We start from the raw sequence: 20216 nt of genomic DNA on the forward strand, positions 1-20216 counted from the left end.
TACGACTACGACGTGATCGTGGTCGGTTCCGGTTTCGGCGGTTCGGTGTCCGCGCTGCGGCTGACGGAGAAGGGCTACCGGGTCGGGGTGCTGGAGGCGGGGCGGCGCTTCACCCGCGAGACGCTGCCGAGGAACTCCTGGGACCTGCGGAACTACCTGTGGGCCCCGGCGCTGGGCCTGTACGGCATCCAGCGCATCCATCTGATGGACAAGGTGATGATCCTGGCCGGCGCCGGGGTGGGCGGCGGTTCGCTGAACTACGCCAACACCCTCTACGTGCCGCCGCCGGCCTTCTTCGCCGACCGCCAGTGGGGGCACATCACCGACTGGCAGGAGGAGCTGAAGCCGTACTACGACCAGGCCAGGCGGATGCTGGGCGTGCGCACCAACCCCACCAGGACCGAGGCCGACACCCATCTGGAGAACGTCGCCCGGCGGATGGGCGTGGGCGACACCTTCCGGCTCACCCCGGTGGGCGTCTTCTTCGGCGACGGCGAGGACGCCTCGGGCGAGGTCAGGGCCGCCCCGGGCGAGGAGGTGCCCGACCCCTACTTCGGCGGCGCGGGACCCTCCCGCACCACCTGCCTGGGATGCGGCTCCTGCATGACCGGCTGCCGGCACGGGGCCAAGAACACCCTCACCGAGAACTACCTCTACCTCGCCGAGAAGGCCGGCGCGGCCATCCACCCGATGACCACCGTCACCGAGGTCGCCGAGGACGGCGCCGGAGGCTTCACCGTCACCACCGTCCCCACCGCCAGGAGGCGCCGCCGGGGAAGACCTGCCGTGCTGCGCTGCCGCCGGGTCGTCCTGGCCGCCGGCACCTACGGCACCCAGACGCTGCTGCACCGGATGCGCGACGAGGGCGTCCTGCCGCACATCTCCCCGAGACTGGGCGAGCTGACCCGCACCAACTCCGAGGCCCTGGTCGGCGCCCTGACCTTCCCCCGCCGCTACCGCAGGAAGCACGGGCCACACGCGGAGCCGGACTTCACCAAGGGGGTGGCCATCACCTCCTCCATCCACCCCAACGACACCACCCACATCGAGAACGTCCGCTACGGCAAGGGCTCCAACCTCATGGCCCTGCTCTGCGTGCCGCAGTACCGCAGGGACGGACCGCTGCCGGGATGGCTGGCCGCCACGCTCCAGTTCCTGCGGCACCCGGTCCTGGTGGCGCGCACCGCCACCACCTACCGCTGGTCGGAGCGGACGATCATCGGCCTGGTGATGCAGACCCTGGACAACTCCCTGACCACCTACCGCAAGCCCAGGGGGCCGGGCAAGGGCCTGCTGACGGCGAAGCAGGGCCACGGGGCGCCCAACCCCGACCACATCCCCGAGGGCGCCGAGGCGGTCAGGCTCCTGGCGGAGGAGATCGGCGGCTTTCCGGGGACGAACCTCGGCGAGCTGATGGGCAGACCGCTGACCGCGCACTTCCTGGGCGGCTGCCCGATCGGCGCCTCGCCCGAGGAGGGCGTCATCGACCCCTACCACCGGCTCTACGGCCACCCGGGCATCTCGGTGGTGGACGGCGCGGCCGTCTCCGCCAACCTCGGCGTCAACCCGTCGCTGACCATCACCGCCCAGGCCGAGCGGGCGATGTCCCTGTGGCCCAACAAGGGCGAGGCCGACCCCCGCCCCGAGCAGGGCACCGGCTACGTACGCGTGCGGCCGGTCGCGCCCCGCAGCCCCGCCGTCCCCGCGCACGCCCACGCGACCCTGGTCCTGCCCGTGCCGCCGGTCCCGCCCGGGGAGTGAACCGCGCGAACCCGGCACCGGGCCCGGCCGGAACCCGGCTGGGCCCCGCACGTGTGACGGCCGATCGGCCCACCCTCCGCCGATCGGCCGAGCGTGACAGGAGAAGAACGCGGCGCTGCCGGAGTCTGGGGGAGACGGCCCGGCGACCGGCCGGACGTCCCCCCTGCCGACACCCGGAGGGCACCATGCGCCACATCATCCGAGGTGACCGCGCGGCGCTGGCCGCGATCGCCATAGTCCTCGCCGGCTGTTCCGCGACGGCCGGCTCCCAGACCCCCGCGACACCCGACGACCGGGCGCCGAAGGCGCCGGGGAACGCACGGCAGGACTCCCACCAGAACCCGCAGCGGGACAGATCCGACAGGCCGCGGGGCGACGCCGGGAGCGGTCCCGGGGAGAGCGACCCGGCGGCGGTGCGGGCCAACGAACTGGGCGCCGTACCGGTGCTCATGTACCACCAGATCACCGACGAACCCCGGAGCATCGACGACCGCACCCCCCAGGAGTTCCGCGCCGAGCTGGAGCGGCTGGCGCGGGAGGGCTACGTGCCGGTCACCGCACGGGAGTTCACCGGCGCGGACATGGACATACCCGCCGGAAAGCACCCGGTGGTGCTCACCTTCGACGACTCCACCCCCAGCCAGTTCCGGCTCGGCGATGACGGCCGCCCCGCCCCCGGCACCGCGGTGGACATCCTGCTGGACGTGGCCGGGCGCCACCCGGGCTTCCGGCCCGTGGCGACCTTCTTCGTCAACGCCGACCCGTTCGGCGAACCCGGCGGACGCAAGACGCTGAAGTGGCTGGACGACCACGGGTTCGAGATCGGCAACCACACCCTGAAGCACAACGCCCTGGGAGACGCCGACGACGCGACGGTCCAGTGGGACATCGCCTCCAACCAGTGGCTGATCGACAAGGCACTGCCCGACTCGCCGGTGGTGTCGATGGCGCTTCCCTACGGCTCCATGCCCCGTGACCGGAAGCTCGCCCTCACCGGCGAGTACGGCGGTGTGCGCTACCGCCACCAGGGCGTCTACCTCGCCGGCGGGCGCCCCGCGCCCTCGCCCTACTCCTCCGACCTCGACCCCGGCGCCATCCCGCGCATTCGCTCCCAGGAGACCGACACCGCCGAGGGCGCGTACAGCTCCTCGGCCTGGCTGGACAAACTGGGCGACGGCACGGTCGAGCGCTACACCTCCGACGGCGACCCGGAGACGGTCAGCTTCCCCCGGGAGATGGCGCACCGGCTCGCCTTCGACCGCCAGGAGGCCGCACGGCCCTACTGACGTACCGGCCCGCCTCCCCGGCCGGCCGGGGAGGCCGTGCGTCAACCCGAGCGGGGGTGCGGTACGGCGACGACCTGGTCGTCGTCCTCGTAGACGATCCGCCCGGGGTCCGAGGACCGCAGGCACCGGTAGGCGACACCGTGCGCGGTGAGGATCTCCAGATAGCCGTCCACGCGCTCGATCAGGTGCCGGGCCGAGGACTTGAACCAGGCCACCGCGCCCGGGTTCACCGCGGGGTCGTAGATCGTGGGGTCCACGGAGGTGGGGTTGGTGAAGTTGGCGTCGTACCAGGCGTTGTTGATCCGCCGGAAGAGTTCCTGTTCGGAGGTCAGCCGGCCTGCCCGGGCCAGATTGTTGACCAGTGCGAAGACTCCGGGGTGGATGTCCCGTCCACCCCGGTCCGCACCCTGGAAACGCACGTACCGCGCCTGCTCCACGCCGGCTCCCGCCCCTCTCCGGCCCCGCCCGTCCGCCCGCCCGGCCCCTCGGGAAGGGCGCCTCAGGAGACGGTGCGGGGGATGTCCTGCTCCGCCCAGACGACCTTCCCACCGGGCGTGCGGCACGAACCCCAGTTGCGGCTGAGCATGTTGACCAGCTGCAGGCCGCGCCCGCCCTCGTCGCTGAGCTCCGCGTGCTGGATCTGTGGCAGATCGGGGCCGGTGTCGGACACCTCCAGCGTCAGCCTCTCGTGCCGCATCACACGCAGCTGCCCGGGCCCGCCGCCGTAGCGCAGGGCGTTGCCGACCAGCTCGCTGACGACCAGCTCGGCGATGTCGGAGAGCTCCTCCAGGCCCCACAGGGCGAGCCGTTCGGTGACCAGGGAGCGGGCCACGGACGCGGCGGTGCCGTCCGGCGGCAGCGGCCACACGCACAGGTCGGTGCCCGGCGGCAGCTTCCCGCCGGCGGCCACCAGCAGGACGGACTCGTCCAGGCGCTCCACGCCCCCCGGAGCGATCCCGTCCGGGTTCCGGTGCTCCAGCAGCCGGTCCACCAGCTCCGGAGCGGTCTTCGCCAGCTGCCGCAGCTGCACCTCGATGTCCCCCCGGCGCGTCTTGACCAGACCGTCGGTGTACAGCACCAGCCGGCTCCCGGCCGGCACCCGCACGGTGGCCGCGTCATAGGGGATCACCCCGGCGCCCAGCGGCGCCCCGGCGGGCACCTCGACTCGCGAGACGGTGCCGTCGGCGTCCACCAGCAGCGGCGGCATGTGCCCCGCGCCGGCGATGGTGCAGCTCGCGGTGGCCGGGTCGTAGACGGCGCACAGACAGGTGGCGACCTGGTCGTCCTCCAGGTCGCGGGCGGCCAGGTCCAGCCGGGCCAGTACGCGGTCGGGGGCGGTGTCCAGGGCCAGCAGCGTGCGGCCGACCGTGCGCAGCCGCCCCATCGTGGCCGCCGCGGGCACCCCGTGGCCCATGACGTCCCCCACCACCAGGGCCGTCCGGCCGCCGGGCAGGGCGATCACGTCGAACCAGTCGCCGCCGACTCCGCTGGGGTCCAGGCTCGGCGTGTAGTGGGTGAGGACCTCCAGACCCGGTGTGTTCGGCGTGGCGCGGGGCAGCAGGCTGCGCTGGAGGGAGAGGACGTGCTCGCGCTCGCGCCCGTAGAGGCGGGCGTTGTCGATGAAGACCGCGGCCTTGGAGGCCAGCTCCGTCGCCAGTTCGACGTCGGCGCGGGCGAACGAGGGGCTGCCGGGGCCGCGGACGAAGTCGGCGACCCCGAGCAGCACACCGCGTGCGGTCAGCGGTACGGCCATGTAGCTGTGCACCCCCGCCTGGCGCAGCTTGAGCGCCGCGCTGGGGGTCGGGGCCACCCGCACGTAGTCGTCGCGCCTCATCCGGCTCAGCAGGACCGGCTCCTGGGCCCGCAGGCAGTGGACCGAGAGCAGCGTCTGGGGGTGGACGGAGAGCTCGCCGGGCTCGTCCGGCTCCAGGTCCTCCATCTCGACGACCGAGGACACCGCGACGGCCCGGGTGACCGGGGGTTCCGGCCCCGTCCACCGCTCGCCGCCCCCGCCGCGCAGCACCGACTCCAGCAGGTCGACGGCCGCACCGTCGGCCAGCCGGGGGACGGTGAAGTCGGCCAGTTCCTGCGCGGTCCGCTCCAGGTCGAGCGTCGTGCCGATCATGGTGCTCGCCTGGTTGAGCCACGCCAGGCGGCTGCGGGAGTCGCGGGGGCGGGCCAGGGCGGCGGTCGCGCGACGCATGCGCACGGGCGCCCGGCCGCTCCGTACGGGCCGATGCCGCCGGTGGCCACCGCTGCCGTTCGCTGTCACGACTCTCCCCACTCGCACCCCGCCGCTGGTGCCTCAAGGGTCTTCCAGGCCGTGGGCGGCGGCTCGTCGGGAAGAGGGGTGTTGAGCCGGACGGAGGCATTCGTTCCGCTTCCGTCGGCCCGCCCCGAGGTTCAGCGACCGTTGACGGGTGCCGATCATCGCACACGGCCGTCGGCCGTGGACTGCTTTCCCGGAGTTCCCGGAGTTCCCGGAGTTCCCGGAGTTCCGGGCCCTTCCGCGGCGAGGGCCGCCGCCCTGTCTTTCGAGGGTAGGGCAGCCGCCCCCGGGATGCTCCCCGGGGGCGGAGGGGCGATTCGCCGGAACCCGGTTCTTGACGCACTGCCGGCCCGGTGGCTTGATGGCCTGGTTGGGAGCGCTCCCAATCCATCGGAAGGACGTACTGTGCGCGGTAGACATCTCTTACGGGCGGCCCTGACCGCCCTGGCCGTACTGCTCGGGCTTCTCGGGCCCCTCGGATCCCTCGGCCCGCCGGGAGCGGGCACCGCTGCCGCGGCCCCGGCGGGCGCCGCCGCGGAGCCGGTGCGGATCATGCCGCTGGGCGACTCCATCACCGGCTCGCCGGGATGCTGGCGCTCGCTGTTGTGGAACCGCCTCCAGGAGGCGGGGCACACGGACGTCGACTTCGTCGGAACGCTCGGCCCCCAGGGGTGCGGGCAGCCGCACGACGGCGACAACGAGGGGCACGGCGGCGCGCTGGTGACCGATGTGGCGAGCCGGAACCTGCTGCCGGGCTGGCTGTCCGCCACTCGGCCGGACATCGTTGTCATGCATTTCGGGACCAACGACGTCTGGAGCAACCGCTCGCCGGAGGCCGTCCTCGCCGCCTACAGCACCCTGGTGGACCAGATGCGGGCGAGCAACCCGGGCATGAAGATCCTCGTCGCGCAGATCATCCCGATGAACCCCGCCACCTGCGGCGAGTGCGCCCGGCGCGTCGTGGCGCTCAACGAGCGGATCCCGGACTGGGCCCGTTCCGAGAGCACTCCCGGCTCGCCGGTGGTCGCGGTCGACCAGTGGACGGGTTTCAGCACCGGGAGCGACACCTACGACGGTGTGCACCCCAACGCCTCCGGTGACGAGAAGATCGCCGCCCGCTGGTTCCCGCCCCTGGCCGACCTGCTGGCGGGGGACGACCCCGGTGACCCCGGTGACCCGGACGAGCCCGGTGACCCGGACGATCCCGGCCAGGGCGGGGCCGCCTGCACCGCCTCGCTCCGCGTGGCGTCGAGCTGGCAGGGCGGCTACCAGGGCGAGGTGACGGTCAGCAACACCGGGACCGGGCCGATCTCGGGCTGGACGATCCGGATCGCCCCGGACGGGGACGGCCGGATCACCCAGGCCTGGAACGGAACCCTCGAAGCCGGGGCCGACGGGACCGCCACCGTGCGCAACGCCGCCTGGAACGGAACGGTCCCCGCCGGAGGCAGTGCGTCCTTCGGCTTCGTGGCGTCGGCCGACTCCGCCTCGGCGACCGTCACCTGCACCGCGACCGCCGCCTGACCGCTGCCCGGCCGCGGCCGGGTTCGTACGGGCCGTCCGGCCCGTACGAACCCGGCGAGTCGGCGGGGCGCCGCCCACCGAAGCAGCCGGACGGGCGGCCGCCCGTCCGACCACCCGGGGTCCGTCGGGGAACCCGGCACGGGAACCGGTCGCAGGCACTACCATCCTCGACTGTCGCATCTGGCTGCAATTACATCTGCAAGCGCAGATGTAATTGCAGCCAGGGCGACGCCGATACGCGGAACAGTGGAACGTCATGGCCGGGGCCGGGTCCGAGGGGACGGCCCGGCCGGTGAGGGGCGACAGTGCAGCAGACCGTCAACGGCATGCCGGCCGCGGAGCTCGAGGGTGCGGCGTGGCGCAAGAGCCGCCGCAGCAGCATGGGCAACTGCGTCGAACTCGCCCCGCTGCCGGACGGCGCGGTGGCCGTGCGCAACTCCCGTCACCCCGACGGCCCCGCCCTCGTCTACACCCGTGAGGAGATGGCGGCCTTCCTTCAGGGCGCCAAGGACGGCGAGTTCGACGACATGGTCGGCTGAGCCGAGGCCGGACGGGGGCGGAGGGAGGGCTTCCGCGGGATCGGCCGAACCGGCGGCGGCCCGGCGGCACCGCTGTACGGCGCGGTGGCGGCGGTGGCACACTGAGTGCCTGTCCCTTCACCCAGGAGAGCAATCATGGCCGCCGGACCGAGCCACTCCTTGTCGATAAAGCGCTATATCGAGCATCCCAAGGGCAGTCCGACGGTGCTGCGCCTGGTGGTCGGCTCCCAGCTTCGGCGGCTGCGCAAGGAGCGCGGCATCGATCTGGAGGAGGCGGCCAAGGCGATCCGCGGCTCCACCGCCAAGGTGAGCCGTCTGGAGCGGGGCCAGGGAGCGTGCAAGGAGCGCGACATCGCGGACCTGCTCACGCTCTACGGGGTGCTGGACGAGGACGAACGGGCGGACTTCCTCGCGCTGGCCCGCCAGACGAACACCCGCGGGTGGTGGCACCGGTACAGCGACGTCCTCCCCGAGTGGTTCGAGCGGCACCTCGGCCTGGAGGAGGCCGCCGCGATCATCCGCACCTACGAGGTGCAGTTCATCCCCGGCCTGCTGCAGACGGAGGCGTACGCCCACGCGGTGACCCGTCTGTGCCATCCCCACGCCTCCGTCCAGGAGAACGACCGGCGGGTCCGGCTGCGCATGGAACGGCAGGCCCTGCTCACCCGGCCGGACGCCCCGCGCCTGTGGGCGGTCCTGGACGAGGCCGCCCTGCGGCGCCCGCTCGGCGACGCCGAGGTGATGCGCGGTCAGCTCCGCCGTCTGATCGAGGCGGCGCGGCGGCCGAACGTCACGCTGCAGGTCGCGCCCTTCGAGACCGGCGGCCTGGCCGCGGTGGGCGGCCCGGTGACGATACTGCGCTTCCCCGAGCCGGATCTGCCCGACGTCGTCTATCTGGAGCAGCTGACCAGCGCGCTCTACCTGGACAAGGAGGAGGACGTCGACCACTACCTGTCCATCATGGACCGGCTGTGCGCGGTCGCCGAGACCCCCGTGGACAGCGTGGGCTTCCTGGAGGGACTTCTGGAAGGACTCGGCTGAACACGGGGGCGGGAACAGTCCGTTCATCCGCGCGGGGCCGGCGGCGGGCCTCAGGGCATGCGGGCGACGCCCCCGAACTCCTGCCACTCCCAGGTGCGCTGCCTGGGCCCCACGTCCGAGTCCGGGCGCCAGGTGGAGACCTCCACCAGGCCGGGCTCCAGGATCTCCAGCCCCTCGAAGAACCGCTCGACCTCGTGCGGCTCCCTGACCCGGCCCCAGTTGCCGCCGGTGCTCTCGTCCATGAACTCGGTCACGGACCTGCGCGTCTCGGCGTCCTCACTGACCAGCTGGCAGATCACGAAGAAGCTCCCCGGCGCCAGCCGTTCGGCCACCCGCTTGACCACGCCGGCCGGGTCGGCGGAGTCGGGGACGCAGTGGAAGACGGAGTTGAACAGGGCGGCGACGGGCCGGTCGAAGTCGATCAGCCGGGCGGTGTCCGGGTGGTCGAGGATGCCGTCGGTGTCGCACATGTCCGCCTGGATGACGGTGGTGTTCTCGTTCTCCGCCAGCAGCGCGCGGCCGTGGGCCAGCACGATCGGGTCGTTGTCCACGTAGACCACGCGCGCATCGGGGTCCACCCGCTGCGCGATCTGGTGGACGTTGTCCTGGGTGGGCAGGCCGGAGCCGTGGTCTATGAACTGCCGGATCCCGTAGTCCCGGGCCAGGACGCGCACCACGCGCTGCAGGAAGCGGCGGTTGTTGAGCGCCAGCGCCTGGGTGCTGGGGACGACCTCCAGGAGCTTGTCGGCCGCCTCCCGGTCGACGGCGTAGTTGTTCTTGCCGCCCAGGTAGTAGTCGTACATACGCGCGGCCGTGGGGACGGTGACGTCGATCTTGCCGGTGAGGGGTTCCCTGGACTGGTTCATCCGGGCCTTCACAACCTTCCGCCTGGGAGATGTGTCGAGACTGGGGCGGCGCCCGCCGAGTCGAGGCCCATGCTGCCAGGCGCGGCCCCTCCTCGCCGCGGAAAGGCGAACACTCGCCGATCACTTTCCGCAGTGCGCCCCGGTGGCCCGTCCGGGAGCAACTCCCCTTGTGCGGAAGCGGGTTGAGCGGAAGCCGGTTGAGCGGAGCACGAAGCGCCGCGGAGCCGCGGGCGGACGGCGTCAGGCGGAGTCGCGGACGACGAGGGAGGTGGGGAGCACCATGTGCCGCCGTGCGCCGCCGGGCTCGCCGATCTCCCGCAGCAGCAGTTCGGTGATCGTCCGTCCGATCTCCTCGACCGGCTGCCGAACGGTGGTCAGCGGCGGGTCGGTGTGCCGGGCGACGATCGAGTCGTCGAAGCCCACCACCGCCACGTCGTCCGGCACCCGCCGCCCCCGGTGGCGCAGTTCGGCCAGGGCGCCGGCCGCCATCACGTCGGAGGCGGCGAAGACCGCCTCCAGCCGGGGACGGCGCTCCAGCAGCTCGCGCATGGCGAGGCGTCCGCCCTCCTCGGTGAAGTCGGCGGGGGCGACCAGCTCCCCGTCGGCCTCCCGTCCAGCCTCCTCCAGAGCGTCCCGCCAGCCCCGCAGACGGCTGTCGGCCACGTCCATGTCCGGCGGGCCGGTGATGGTCGCGATCTCGCCCCGCCCGCGCTCGATCAGGTGGCGCACCGCGTCGCGTGCGCCTCCGATGTTGTCCGAGTGCACATGGTGCAGCGGCTCGGCCGGGGAGCGGCGCCCGGCCAGGACGGTCGGCAGCCCGAGTTTCTCCAGCAGGCCGGGCAGCGGATCGTCGCGGTGCACCGAGACCAGCAGTACGCCGTCCACCCGGCGCGCGGTGAGGAAGCGGGTGAGCTGGTCCATCTCCCGCTGGTCGCGGACCAGGGTGAGCAGCAGCTGGATCTGGGTGCCGGCCAGGCCGTTGCTCACACCGCGGATCACGGCGGAGAAGTAGGGCTCCGACCCCAGCCGGCTCTCCGACTCGGGTATGACCAGGGCGATGGAGTCGGTCCTGCTGGTCACCAGCGACCGCGCCACGGAGCTGGGCACGTAGCCCAGTTCGGCGATCGCCGTCTGCACCGCCTGCCTGGCCTCGTCGCTGACCAGGGTGGAGCCGTTGAGGACCCGGGAGACGGTGGTGCGCCCCACTCCGGCCCGGGCGGCCACGGTCTTGATGGTCGGCCGCCGAGTGGCCCCCATGGCGTACCCGCCTCCTTTTGCTTCCGCCGCGCCGCGCACGGCGCTCACCAGCGCATTGTGTCAGACGGCCGTGCGGCGGCCGGCCCGGCGCCGGTGCCCGCCGAGGCCTCGGCGGGTAACGGATCCGGTCCCCGTCCTTGACAGCGAACGTTCCTGCGGACAGTCTTCCACAACCTGATGGGAACGCTCCCACCTTCGAGTGGGAACGATTCCACCCGTCGGGCCCGTGCGGCCCGCCGGGGCCGCACCGCGGTGATTTCCGTCGCCGCCCGCAAGGAGGACGCCATGGGCAGTGCCCGCAAGCTTTTCGGTACAAGAGTCGTGGCCGTCGCGTCGGTCGCCGCCCTCACACTCGTGGCGGGCTGCTCGGGCGGCGGCGACAGCGACGGAAAGACCGAGGACGGCAAGACCGTCATCACCATGGGCCTGTTCGGTGTCATGGGCATCAAGGAGACCGGCCTCCTCGAGAAGTACATGGAGGAGAACCCGGACATCGTCATCAAGGCCGAGATCGCCGGTGACGAGCAGACGTACTACACCGCGCTGCAGACCCGCCTGGCCGCCGGCAGCGGCCTCAAGGACATCCAGGGCATAGAGGTCGGCCGCGCCAAGGAGCTCGCCGACACCCGGGCCGACAGGTTCGCCGACCTCTCCGGCGTCCCCGGCACCGACCACTTCCTGCCCTGGAAGCAGAGCCAGGTCACCACCGGCGACGGCAGGGTGATCGGCCTGGGCACGGACATCGGCCCGATGGCGGTCTGCTACCGCAAGGACATGTTCGAGAAGGCGGGCCTGCCCACCGACCGCGAGGAGGTCGCCGCGCTCTGGGACGGCGACTGGGCGAAGTACGTCGAGGTCGGCAAGGACTTCAAGGAGAACTTCAAGGGCGACGCCGCCTACCTGGACAGCGCCAGCGGCCTGTTCAACGCCATGATCTACGGCAGCTCCGAGCAGTTCTACGACAAGAACGGGGAGCTGATCTACCAGGACAACCCGGTCATCAAGGACGCCTGGGAGCTGGCCACCGGAGCGGCCCGGGACGGCCTGACGGCCAAACTCCGCCAGTTCCAGCCCGGCTGGGACCCGGGCCTGGCCAACAGCAGCTTCGCCACCACCGTCTGCCCGGCGTGGATGCTCGCCCACATCAGCGAGAAGGCCGGCGAGGCCAACAAGGGCAAGTGGGACGTCGCCAAGGCCCCCAAGGGCGCCAACTGGGGCGGCTCCTTCCTCGGGGTCATGGAGAGCAGCCCGGTGAGGAAGGAGGCCGAGAAGCTGGTGGCCTGGCTGACCGCGCCGGAGCAGCAGGAGCACATCTTCAAGGAGATCGGCAACTTCCCCTCCTCCGCGGAGGCTCTCAAGTCCCCGGCGGTGACCGGGGCGAAGTCCGAGTACTTCAACAACGCCCCGATCGGTGAGGTCTTCGGCGCCGCGGCCCAGGACATCCCCGACGAGCAGGTGCTCGGGCCCAAGGACGGCACCATCAAGGACACCTTCTCCCAGGGCCTCCAGCTCGTCGAACAGGGCAAGAGCCCGGCCGAGGCGTGGGAGACCACCGACGAGCGCATCAGGAAGGCCGTCGACTGACCCGGCCTCCCCTCTCCGGGTTCCCCGGCGGCCACCGCCTCCCCGCGCGGCCGCCGGGGCCCTGGGTCCCACCGCCCCACCAAGCACTCCCAGGAAGGAAGCCCCCCGTGGCCACCTCCACCCCGGCATCCGGCCTCGGCGGGCCGCAGAGCGGACCGGCCGGCCCCACCAAGGAGAGCCCCGACGGCCGGAACGGGGCGCGTCCCCGGCGGCCGTGGAGCACCCTCCTGCACCGCTTCGACATCAAGGCGGCCCCCTACGCCTTCGTCGCCCCCTTCTTCGTCGTCTTCGGCGCGTTCAGCCTCTATCCGCTGCTCTACACGGCCTGGATCTCCCTCCACGACGTGGAGCTGGCGACCACGGACATCATGGAGTGGGAGGGCTTCGGGAACTACTCGCAGCTCTGGCAGGACGACCGCTTCTGGAACGCGCTGGCGAACACCTTCACCATCGGTGTGATCTCCACCGTCCCGCAGCTGCTGATGGCCCTCGGCCTGGCGCACCTGCTCAACTACAAGCTGAAGGGTTCGGCGTTCTTCCGGGTCGCGGCCCTGACGCCCTACGCGACCTCGATCGGCGCCGCCGCACTGGTGTTCACCATGCTCTTCGAGCGCGACTTCGGAATGATCAACTGGTTCCTGAGCCTGTTCGGGGTCGACAACGTCGACTGGGAGAGCAGCAAGTGGCCCGCCCAGTTCGCGATCTCCTCCATCGTGATCTGGCGCTGGACCGGCTACAACGCCCTGCTGTACCTGGCCGCGATGCAGGCCATCCCACAGGAGCGGTACGAGGCGGCGGCCATCGACGGCGCCTCGCGCTGGCAGCAGTTCACCAAGGTCACCATCCCCGGCATCCGCTCCACGATCGTCTTCACCATCGTGCTGTCCACCATCGGAGCCACCCAGCTCTTCGGCGAACCGCTGATCTTCGGCCAGGGGCCGAACGGCGTCAGCGGAGGAGCGGACAACCAGTACCAGACGCTCGGCCTGCTGCTGTACGAGGAGGGCTGGAAGAACTACGAGATGGGGCGGGCCGCCACGGTCGCCTGGGCGATGTTCCTCCTGCTCATCCTCGCCTTCGTCCTGCAGCGCGTCGTCAAGCGCGTCAAGTCCCGCACGTCCTGACCAGGGAGCGGTAATCCCATGACCACCGACACCGCCCGCCCCCGGGCGGACGTACCCGAGCCGCTCGCGGACACCGTCGCGCCCACGAGCCGCCGGCCCCGTCTGTCCCTGCGCCCGAAGGCCGGCCAGCAGCGGAAGGCCGGGCCCGTCGCCTACGCGCTGCTCGGCCTGGCCGCGCTGCTCTCCCTGTTCCCGCTGTACTGGACGATGGTGGCGGCCTCCACCGACAACACCAGGGTCTCCCAGACCCCGCCGCCGTTCCTCCCCGGCCCCAACCTGCTGAAGAACCTCTCGGCCGCCTGGGAGGACGCGGCGATGGGCACGGCGCTGGTCAACAGCCTCATCGTCGCCATGACGATCGCCCTGTCCACCGTCCTGTTCGCCACCCTGGCCGGCTTCGCCTTCGCCAAACTGCGCTTCCGCGGCCGCAACATCCTGCTGATGCTGGTCATCGGCACGATGATGGTGCCGCCGCAGCTGAGCGTGGTGCCGCTGTTCATGATGATGACCGAGCTGGGCTGGGGACAGAAGCTGCCCGCCGTCATCTTCCCCACCCTGGTCAGCGCCGTCGGCGTGTTCTTCATGCGGCAGTACCTGCTGGAGGCGCTGCCCGACGAGCTCATCGAGGCCGGCCGCGTGGACGGCGCGCACAGTCTGCGGATCTTCTGGAGCGTCGTCCTGCCGGTCGCCCGCCCGGCGATGGCGGTGGTCTTCATGATCACCTTCGTGCACGCCTGGAACGACTTCTTCTGGCCGTTCATCGTGCTCGACATGACCAACCCCACGATCCCCGTCGCCCTGACCCAGCTCAGCGCGGGATACGTGCGCGACCAGTCGCTCATCATGGCCGGCGCGCTGCTGGGCACCCTGCCGCTGCTGGCGATGTTCGTCGTCTTCGGCAAGCAGATCGTCGGCGGCATCATGCAGGGCGCGGTCAAGGGCTGACGCCCCGCCAGGGAGAGCCGGGCGACCCCGCGACCCCGGGCCCCTCCCGCCCCGATCCACCTCCCCGATCCCACCCTCCCGACACCACCGATCCGGAAGGACCTTCGTGGCCACCGCATCCCGTACAGCCGAACCCGCCCCGGCGACCCGGAGCGCCCGGGTGTTCCCGCCCGGCTTCCTGTGGGGCACCGCGACCGCCGCCTACCAGATCGAGGGCGCCGCCGCCGAGGGCGGCCGCACCCCCTCCATCTGGGACACCTTCTCCCGCACCCCCGGCAGGACGCGCAACGGCGACACCGGGGACATCGCCTGCGACCACTACCACCGCTGGCGCGAGGACCTGGAGATCATGGCCGATCTCGGCGTGGGCGCCTACCGGTTCTCCGTCTCCTGGCCGCGCGTCCAGCCCACCGGCCGCGGCCCCGCCTCCCGCGAGGGGCTGGACTTCTACAGCCGTCTGGTGGACGGGCTGCTGGACAAGGGCATCCAGCCCGTCGTCACCCTCTACCACTGGGACCTGCCCCAGGAACTGGAGGACGCCGGCGGCTGGCCGGAGCGCGCCACCGCCGAGCGGTTCGCCGAGTACGCCTCGCTGGTCGCCGGCGCGCTCGGCGACCGGGTGGGCACCTGGACGACCCTCAACGAGCCGTGGTGCTCGGCCTTCCTCGGCTACGGCTCGGGCGTCCACGCCCCCGGCCGCACCGACCAGGCGGACTCCCTGCGCGCCGCCCACCACCTCAACCTCGCCCACGGGCTGGGCACCCAGGCCCTGCGCGCCGCCCTCCCCGACGGCGCGCAGACCTCCGTCACGCTCAACCTCCACCATGTGCGGTCCCTGACCGGCGATCCCGCCGACACCGACGCCGCACGCCGCATCGACGGCGTCGCCAACCGGGTCTTCACCGGCCCCATGCTGCGCGGCGAGTACCCGCAGGACGTCCTGCGGGACACCGCGCACCTGACGGACTGGTCGTTCGTACGGGACGGGGACCTGGCGGACATCCACCAGCCGCTGGACTTCCTGGGCGTCAACTACTACAGCCCCACCCTCGTCTCCGCCGCCTCCGGCCCCGGAACCCACAACGCCGACGGGCACGGCGCGAGCGAGCACAGCCCCTGGCCGGGCGGCGACGACGTCGCCTTCCACCGCACGCCCGGCGAGACCACCGCCATGGGCTGGACGATCGACCCCACCGGCATGTACGACCTGCTGCTGCGGGTCCGGGACGACTTCCCCGGCATGCCGGTGGTCATCACCGAGAACGGCGCGGCCTTCGACGACTACGTCGACCCCGAGGGCCGCGTGCTGGACCCGCAGCGGATCTCCTACCTCCACGGCCATCTGGCGGCGGTGCACCGGGCCATCGAGGCCGGGGCGGACGTGCGCGGCTACTTCCTGTGGTCCCTGCTGGACAACTTCGAGTGGGGATACGGCTACAGCAAGCGCTTCGGCGCGGTGTACGTGGACTACGCGACCGGCAGGCGCATCCCCAAGTCCAGCGCCCGCTGGTACGCGCAGGTGGTCCGCGACGGCGCCCTGCCGCCGGAGCCCGGCACGGGCGCCTGACCGCACCCGACCGAGCCCGGGGCCCCGAGGCCCCAGGACCCCGAGGCCCCGGCCGCGGGCCCGGCCACCGATCCGTCGGCCGGGCCCGCGGCCGGCTCTTCCCGGGAGGTCAGACGAGGCGCGGCCGGCCGTCCCCGCGTCCCTCACGCTCCTCGTACCACTGTCGTACGACGTCGTCGGCGTCGAAGGGCTCCAGGCCCAGCGGGGGACCGGGTGGCGGCATCCGCAGCGCCGCGCGGATCCTCTCGTTGATTCCCGCCACGATCCGCCGCACCTCCGGCTCCGAGCGGGCCCGGCGGGCGGCGGCCAGGGCGTCCTCCGCCTCCTTGCGCAGAGCGAGCGCGGGCGGCAGGTAGGACAGCCCCTCGCGGCTCATCTTCTTCCTGACCCACCACAGGTCGTCATAGGGCTGGTCCAGGTCGGGCAGCGGCCGGCCCATGCCCGGCAGGGCGTCGAACTCGCCGCGCTCGGTCGCCTCGCGGATCTGCCGGTCGGCCCACGTCTCGGAGTCGGTCCCGGGCGGTTTGCGTTCGGTCACGGTGCGGCCTCCCTGAGTGCGGCGGCGGTGGCGGGCTTTCGCGGAGGTGCTCGTACGGCCCAGGTTACGCGGGACCCGGCCCCGCGGGACGGGAGCACTCATCCGGCCGGGGCGAGCACCGCCTCCACGGTGTCGGGCTCCGCCGCCGCCCTGTCCTCCCGGTAACGCGGCACCCGGGCGAACCGCGGCGTTACGCCCTCCGGGCAACGGGGGAGCGCTGCACTCCGCCGAAGGCGATCTCCACTTTCCCGCGCGCCGCCCGTGCCTCCACCCGGACGGCCGTCACCGGTGCCGGACGGCGTGCGGAAGAACAGATGTGCCGGGGCCGATGACTTCCGGCGCACCGGCGGGTCCGAACCCGTGAGGCCGACTGGAGAGGAAGAGGACGATGGCGAAGGTGACACTGACGCAGTTCCTGACCCTGGACGGGGTCGTGCAGGCGCCCGGAGCCCCGGACGAGGACCGCGACGGAGGGTTCGAGCACGGCGGCTGGCTGGTTCCGTACGCCGACGAGGACATGGGGAGGTTCGTCGCGGAGGGCTTCGGGTCCGCGGACGCCTTCCTGCTGGGCCGCAGGACGTACCAGATCTTCGCCGCCTACTGGCCGCAGGTCACCGATCCGGACAACCCGGTCGCGAGCAGGCTCAACACCCTGCCCAAGTACGTCGCCTCCCGGACGCTGGACAGCGTCGGGTGGCGCAACTCCACGCTGCTGGGAGGTGACGCGGTGCGGGAGGTCGCGGCCCTCAAGGAGCGGCTGGAGGGCGAGGTGCAGATCCACGGCAGCGGGAACCTGGCGCGGAGCCTGATGGCGCACGGCCTCATCGACGAGTACCGCCTGCTGACCTACCCCGTGATCCTGGGCGGCGGCAAGCGCCTGTTCGACGGCGGCGCCGTGCCGACCGCACTGGAGCGGACGGGAGGCGGGATGACCTCCACCGGGGTGGTGATCGGCACCTACCGGGCGGCGGGTCGGCCCGGCCACGGCTCGTTCGGCATGGAGGAGTGAGGCGGGCCCGGGCCGGGGGGAACGAGCCGGGGGTCATGGGAGCGATGGTCACGAAACGGCTTCGAACGGGCCGCCGTTGGTGATCTCCACTACGTGCCGTAGAGCTTGACGTCGCATTTGCGACTTGTAAAGAAGTGGATGCAAACGGGCAGTACGGACACGGTGAATGGGACGAATCGGTTGTTGAATGTTCGACTATCCTGTGATGAATCTATGGAAAATAGGATAAGCAACCCCATGCTCCCTCCAGGCTGATCGTGGGTCGTGGTGGCGTGAAGAAGCTGTTAACCTCCGGCGAGTTTGCGGACTAGAAGAGTCCGCTTTTGTGTGAACATCCCCGGGGCCGACGGTGACGCCGCCGCTCCGGGGCCGGAGCCCCTTCCGCCGCCCGCGGTGCGCGGAACCTGTCCGCGGCCCCCGGCCCGCTCGCCGTGGGCCGCGGCCGGTGCCGGGCTCCACGACTCGTGAGGAGGTGGCGCGCGTGGACGGGGTGGAGACAGCCCAGTTCGGCGCCGTGGTGGTACTCGGCCTGCTGGTCCTCTTCTATGGAGGGACCTTCCTGATCTCGACCCGCATCGGGAAGAGGAAGGAGAACGCCGACGGATACATGACGGCCGGCCACAACATCGGCTTCGGGATCTCCGCCGCCAGCATGACGGCAACGTGGATCTGGGCGTCCTCGATGTACGCCTCGGCGACGTCGGGCTACACCTACGGCATATCGGGCCCCATCCACTACGGGCTCTGGGGCGCCCTGATGATCCTGTTCATCTACCCCTTCGGCAAGCGCATCCGGGCCGTCGCCCCCAAGGCGCACACGCTGGCCGAGGTCATGTACGCACGGCACGGCCGCTCCAGTCAGCTGATGCTCGCCGGCTCCAACCTCGTCGGCAGCCTCATCAGCCTGATGTCGAACTTCATCGCCGGCGGCGTGCTGATCTCGATGCTGTCGCCGCTCAACTTCATCCAGGGCGTCTTCGCGGTGGCCGCGGGCGTGCTGCTCTACACCCTGTGGTCCGGTTTCCGCGCCTCCGTGCTGACCGACTTCGTGCAGGTCGTCGCGATGCTCGGGGCGGTGGCCGTGCTCGTCCCGGTGATCTTCTTCGCGGCCGGTTTCCCGGCGGCGTTCGAGACCGGGGCGGCGAACCTGACCGCCCAGCAGAGCGACTTCTTCTCCAGCGACGCCTTCATGAACCAGGGCGCCCCCTACATCGCCGCGGTGCTGGCCTACGCCATCGGCAACCAGACCATCGCGCAGCGCCTCTTCGCCGTGCGGCAGAACCTGATCAAGCCCACCTTCGTCACCGCGACCATCGGCTACGGCGCCATGGTGATCGGTGTCGGCATGCTCGGCGTACTCGCCCTCTACCTGGGCTTCGAGCCGACCGGCGGCGACGTGAACAACCTCATCCCCGAGATGGCCGCCGACTACCTGCCGCCCGTGCTGCTGGCGGTGTTCTTCCTCATGATCGTCGGCGCGCTCTCCTCCACCGCCGACTCCGACCTCTCGGCCCTCTCCTCGATCATGATGGCCGACGTCTACGGCCAGAACGTGGCGGGCAAGGAGAAGGCGAACCCGAAGACGATGCTGCTGGTCGGCCGCATCACGATGGTGGTGGCCACCGCGGCGGCCGTGGCCTTCGCCAGCCTTCAGCTGAACATCCTCGACCTGCTGGTCTTCGTCGGCGCGCTGTGGGGAGCCCTGGTCTTCCCGGTGCTGGCCAGCTTCTACTGGGACAAGGTCACCAACAGGGCGTTCACCACCTCGGTCATCGCGGCGCTCGCGGTGTTCCTGCCGGTCCGCTTCGGCTGGATCCCCATGGACGGCGTCACCGGCATCGCCGTGGACGTGCTCTCCGTCATCGGGATCGGCGTGGTCCTCGGCCTGATGGTGTTCGGCTTCCTCGGGCTCCGCGCCGCGAAGATCACCGGTGTGCTGTCGGCGGCGGCCGCCGCCCCGTTCGCCATCGGATCCCTCCACGAGTACGCGACGCTGTCCGGCTCCCTGGTCGCCTACTCAGTGAGCACCGTCATCTGCTGGGCGATGTCCGCGGGCAGCGGCGAGAGGTTCGACTTCACCCTCATCGCCCGGCGCACCGGCGACTTCGACGACGGCGGTGCCGGCGGCACGGGGAACGCCGGTGGCGCGGCCGCCGCCGTCCCGCGGCAGGCGGAGGGCGGCGACGGCGAGCCCGAACCCGCCGGGAGCGCCCGGCCGGATGGAGCGAGTGAGCGAGTGAGCAAGGAGGAGACGCGGTGAGCACCCTCGCCCTGAGTACGTACATCCTGATGTGGCCCGTCATCGTGGCCGCCGTACTGTTCGTGATCAGCCGCGCGTTCTACCGCGAGTGGGCCGAGGCCCGCCGCGACGGACGGCGCCTGATCTGAGCCCGGCGCCGCGGGCCGGCGGCCTTTCGCCGGCCCGCGGCGCATGAACGCCCAACCTCCGGCATGTCCGCCGGTGTTCGCAAGGACGGGGATTCGGTGACCAGGTCCTCCAGGCCCTGACGCCCGGCCGTTTCCGCTCCCGCGCACCGGGTACCTGCGCCGTGCACCCGAGAACGCGACACACGGTGAGGACGACGGCCATGGGCGAGACGAACAGGCACCAGGAGCAGGGCGAGGGCGAGCACGGCCACGGGGCCGGGCGCCGCACCGACCCGGCCGACCGGGGCCCCGGAGCCCACTCCGGCCAGGAGACGGGGATGGAGCACCGCACCGTCCCCGGCACGGCGAGCGCCGCCGAGGGCTTCTCCGGCGGCGGCACCGTCGAGGGCGAACCGCTCAAGGGCGTCGAGGCCGAGGAGGACGCCTCCGGCAAGGCGCGGCGGGCGGAGGAGGACGCCTCCGGCTCCGGCCGGAAGCCCGGAAGCTGAGCCCCGGCGCGGGCAGCCCCGGAGCGGTCC

18 protein-coding genes are annotated in these 20216 nt (G+C 71.8%); 13 read left to right on the forward strand and 5 right to left on the reverse strand.

What is annotated here, in order from left to right; translation table 11 throughout:
* Together CUT83_RS24940 and CUT83_RS24945 are read left to right on the forward strand one after the other, a co-directional pair.
* On the forward strand, nt 1-1761 hold a 1761-nt coding region (locus CUT83_RS24940), incomplete at its 5' end, for a GMC oxidoreductase (protein ID WP_101258084.1).
* Nucleotides 1762-1946: 185 nt separating this feature from the next.
* Nucleotides 1947-3047 carry a polysaccharide deacetylase family protein gene (locus CUT83_RS24945; protein WP_101258085.1) on the forward strand — a complete coding sequence of 367 codons (1101 nt, stop codon included), beginning with the start codon at nt 1947-1949 and terminating at the stop codon, nt 3045-3047.
* A 41-nt stretch (nt 3048-3088) separates the two neighbouring features.
* On the opposite strand, the gene CUT83_RS24950 is transcribed toward CUT83_RS24945, so the two are convergent.
* Nucleotides 3089-3484 carry a hypothetical protein gene (locus CUT83_RS24950; protein ID WP_101258086.1) on the reverse strand — a complete coding sequence of 132 codons (396 nt, stop codon included), beginning with the start codon at nt 3482-3484 and terminating at the stop codon, nt 3089-3091.
* Between the two features lie 62 nt (nt 3485-3546).
* Entirely contained in the window at nt 3547-5250 is a 1704-nt protein-coding gene (locus tag CUT83_RS24955) for an ATP-binding SpoIIE family protein phosphatase (RefSeq protein ID WP_101258087.1), read from the reverse strand.
* A 471-nt stretch (nt 5251-5721) separates the two neighbouring features.
* Here CUT83_RS24955 and CUT83_RS24960 point away from each other — a divergent pair, with 471 nt between their 5' ends.
* The 3 genes from CUT83_RS24960 (at nt 5722) to CUT83_RS24970 (ending at nt 8420) form a co-directional block, all read left to right on the forward strand.
* Nucleotides 5722-6840 carry a GDSL-type esterase/lipase family protein gene (locus tag CUT83_RS24960; RefSeq protein ID WP_240957885.1) on the forward strand — a complete coding sequence of 373 codons (1119 nt, stop codon included), beginning with the start codon at nt 5722-5724 and terminating at the stop codon, nt 6838-6840.
* Between the two features lie 326 nt (nt 6841-7166).
* Nucleotides 7167-7379 carry a DUF397 domain-containing protein gene (locus tag CUT83_RS24965; RefSeq protein ID WP_420882411.1) on the forward strand — a complete coding sequence of 71 codons (213 nt, stop codon included), beginning with the start codon at nt 7167-7169 and terminating at the stop codon, nt 7377-7379.
* A 135-nt stretch (nt 7380-7514) separates the two neighbouring features.
* On the forward strand, nt 7515-8420 hold the full coding sequence (locus CUT83_RS24970; RefSeq protein ID WP_101258090.1) for a Sco1979 family transcriptional regulator: 906 nt from the start codon (nt 7515-7517) through the stop codon (nt 8418-8420).
* A gap of 50 nt (nt 8421-8470) precedes the next feature.
* Here the strand turns inward: CUT83_RS24970 and CUT83_RS24975 are convergent, their stop codons facing one another.
* Both CUT83_RS24975 and CUT83_RS24980 read right to left on the reverse strand, forming a co-directional pair.
* The gene (locus CUT83_RS24975; protein ID WP_101258241.1) at nt 8471-9286 is read right to left on the reverse strand and encodes an SAM-dependent methyltransferase; all 816 of its coding nucleotides are present in this window, start codon (nt 9284-9286) and stop codon (nt 8471-8473) included.
* Nucleotides 9287-9526: 240 nt separating this feature from the next.
* A complete protein-coding gene (locus tag CUT83_RS24980) occupies nt 9527-10543 on the reverse strand; it encodes a LacI family DNA-binding transcriptional regulator (protein WP_101258091.1) in 1017 nt (338 codons plus the stop codon).
* 285 nt (nt 10544-10828) lie between these two features.
* Between CUT83_RS24980 and CUT83_RS24985 the strand changes: the two genes are divergently transcribed.
* The 4 genes from CUT83_RS24985 (at nt 10829) to CUT83_RS25000 (ending at nt 15763) form a co-directional block, all read left to right on the forward strand.
* Complete coding sequence (locus CUT83_RS24985) at nt 10829-12127, forward strand: ABC transporter substrate-binding protein (RefSeq protein ID WP_101258092.1); 1299 nt, start codon at nt 10829-10831, stop codon at nt 12125-12127.
* Between the two features lie 107 nt (nt 12128-12234).
* Nucleotides 12235-13251 (forward strand): carbohydrate ABC transporter permease, encoded by a 1017-nt coding sequence (locus CUT83_RS24990; RefSeq protein ID WP_101258093.1) that lies wholly within the window; start codon nt 12235-12237, stop codon nt 13249-13251.
* An 18-nt stretch (nt 13252-13269) separates the two neighbouring features.
* Nucleotides 13270-14196, forward strand: coding sequence for a carbohydrate ABC transporter permease (locus CUT83_RS24995; protein ID WP_093850462.1), 927 nt, complete (start codon nt 13270-13272; stop codon nt 14194-14196).
* 106 nt (nt 14197-14302) lie between these two features.
* Nucleotides 14303-15763, forward strand: a complete 1461-nt coding sequence (locus CUT83_RS25000; protein WP_101258094.1) for a GH1 family beta-glucosidase — start codon at nt 14303-14305, stop codon at nt 15761-15763.
* Between the two features lie 109 nt (nt 15764-15872).
* On the opposite strand, the gene CUT83_RS25005 is transcribed toward CUT83_RS25000, so the two are convergent.
* The gene (locus CUT83_RS25005; RefSeq protein WP_101258095.1) at nt 15873-16301 is read right to left on the reverse strand and encodes a DnaJ family domain-containing protein; all 429 of its coding nucleotides are present in this window, start codon (nt 16299-16301) and stop codon (nt 15873-15875) included.
* Nucleotides 16302-16689: 388 nt separating this feature from the next.
* On the opposite strand from CUT83_RS25005, the gene CUT83_RS25010 reads away from it, so the two are divergent.
* From CUT83_RS25010 to CUT83_RS25020, 4 genes are all read left to right on the forward strand, one after another.
* Nucleotides 16690-17310, forward strand: coding sequence for a dihydrofolate reductase family protein (locus tag CUT83_RS25010; RefSeq protein ID WP_101258096.1), 621 nt, complete (start codon nt 16690-16692; stop codon nt 17308-17310).
* 481 nt (nt 17311-17791) lie between these two features.
* A complete protein-coding gene (locus CUT83_RS25015) occupies nt 17792-19570 on the forward strand; it encodes a sodium:solute symporter family protein (RefSeq protein WP_101258097.1) in 1779 nt (592 codons plus the stop codon).
* A complete protein-coding gene (locus CUT83_RS31160) occupies nt 19567-19698 on the forward strand; it encodes a putative transporter small subunit (protein ID WP_240957886.1) in 132 nt (43 codons plus the stop codon). The genes CUT83_RS25015 and CUT83_RS31160 overlap by 4 nt, the downstream gene beginning before the upstream one ends.
* Before the next feature lie 200 nt (nt 19699-19898).
* Nucleotides 19899-20186, forward strand: coding sequence for a hypothetical protein (locus CUT83_RS25020; RefSeq protein WP_194074731.1), 288 nt, complete (start codon nt 19899-19901; stop codon nt 20184-20186).
* The last annotated feature ends 30 nt before the right edge of the window (nt 20187-20216 follow it).

The organism is Streptomyces barkulensis (assembly GCF_002843305.1).
GTDB lineage: Bacteria > Actinomycetota > Actinomycetes > Streptomycetales > Streptomycetaceae > Streptomyces > Streptomyces barkulensis.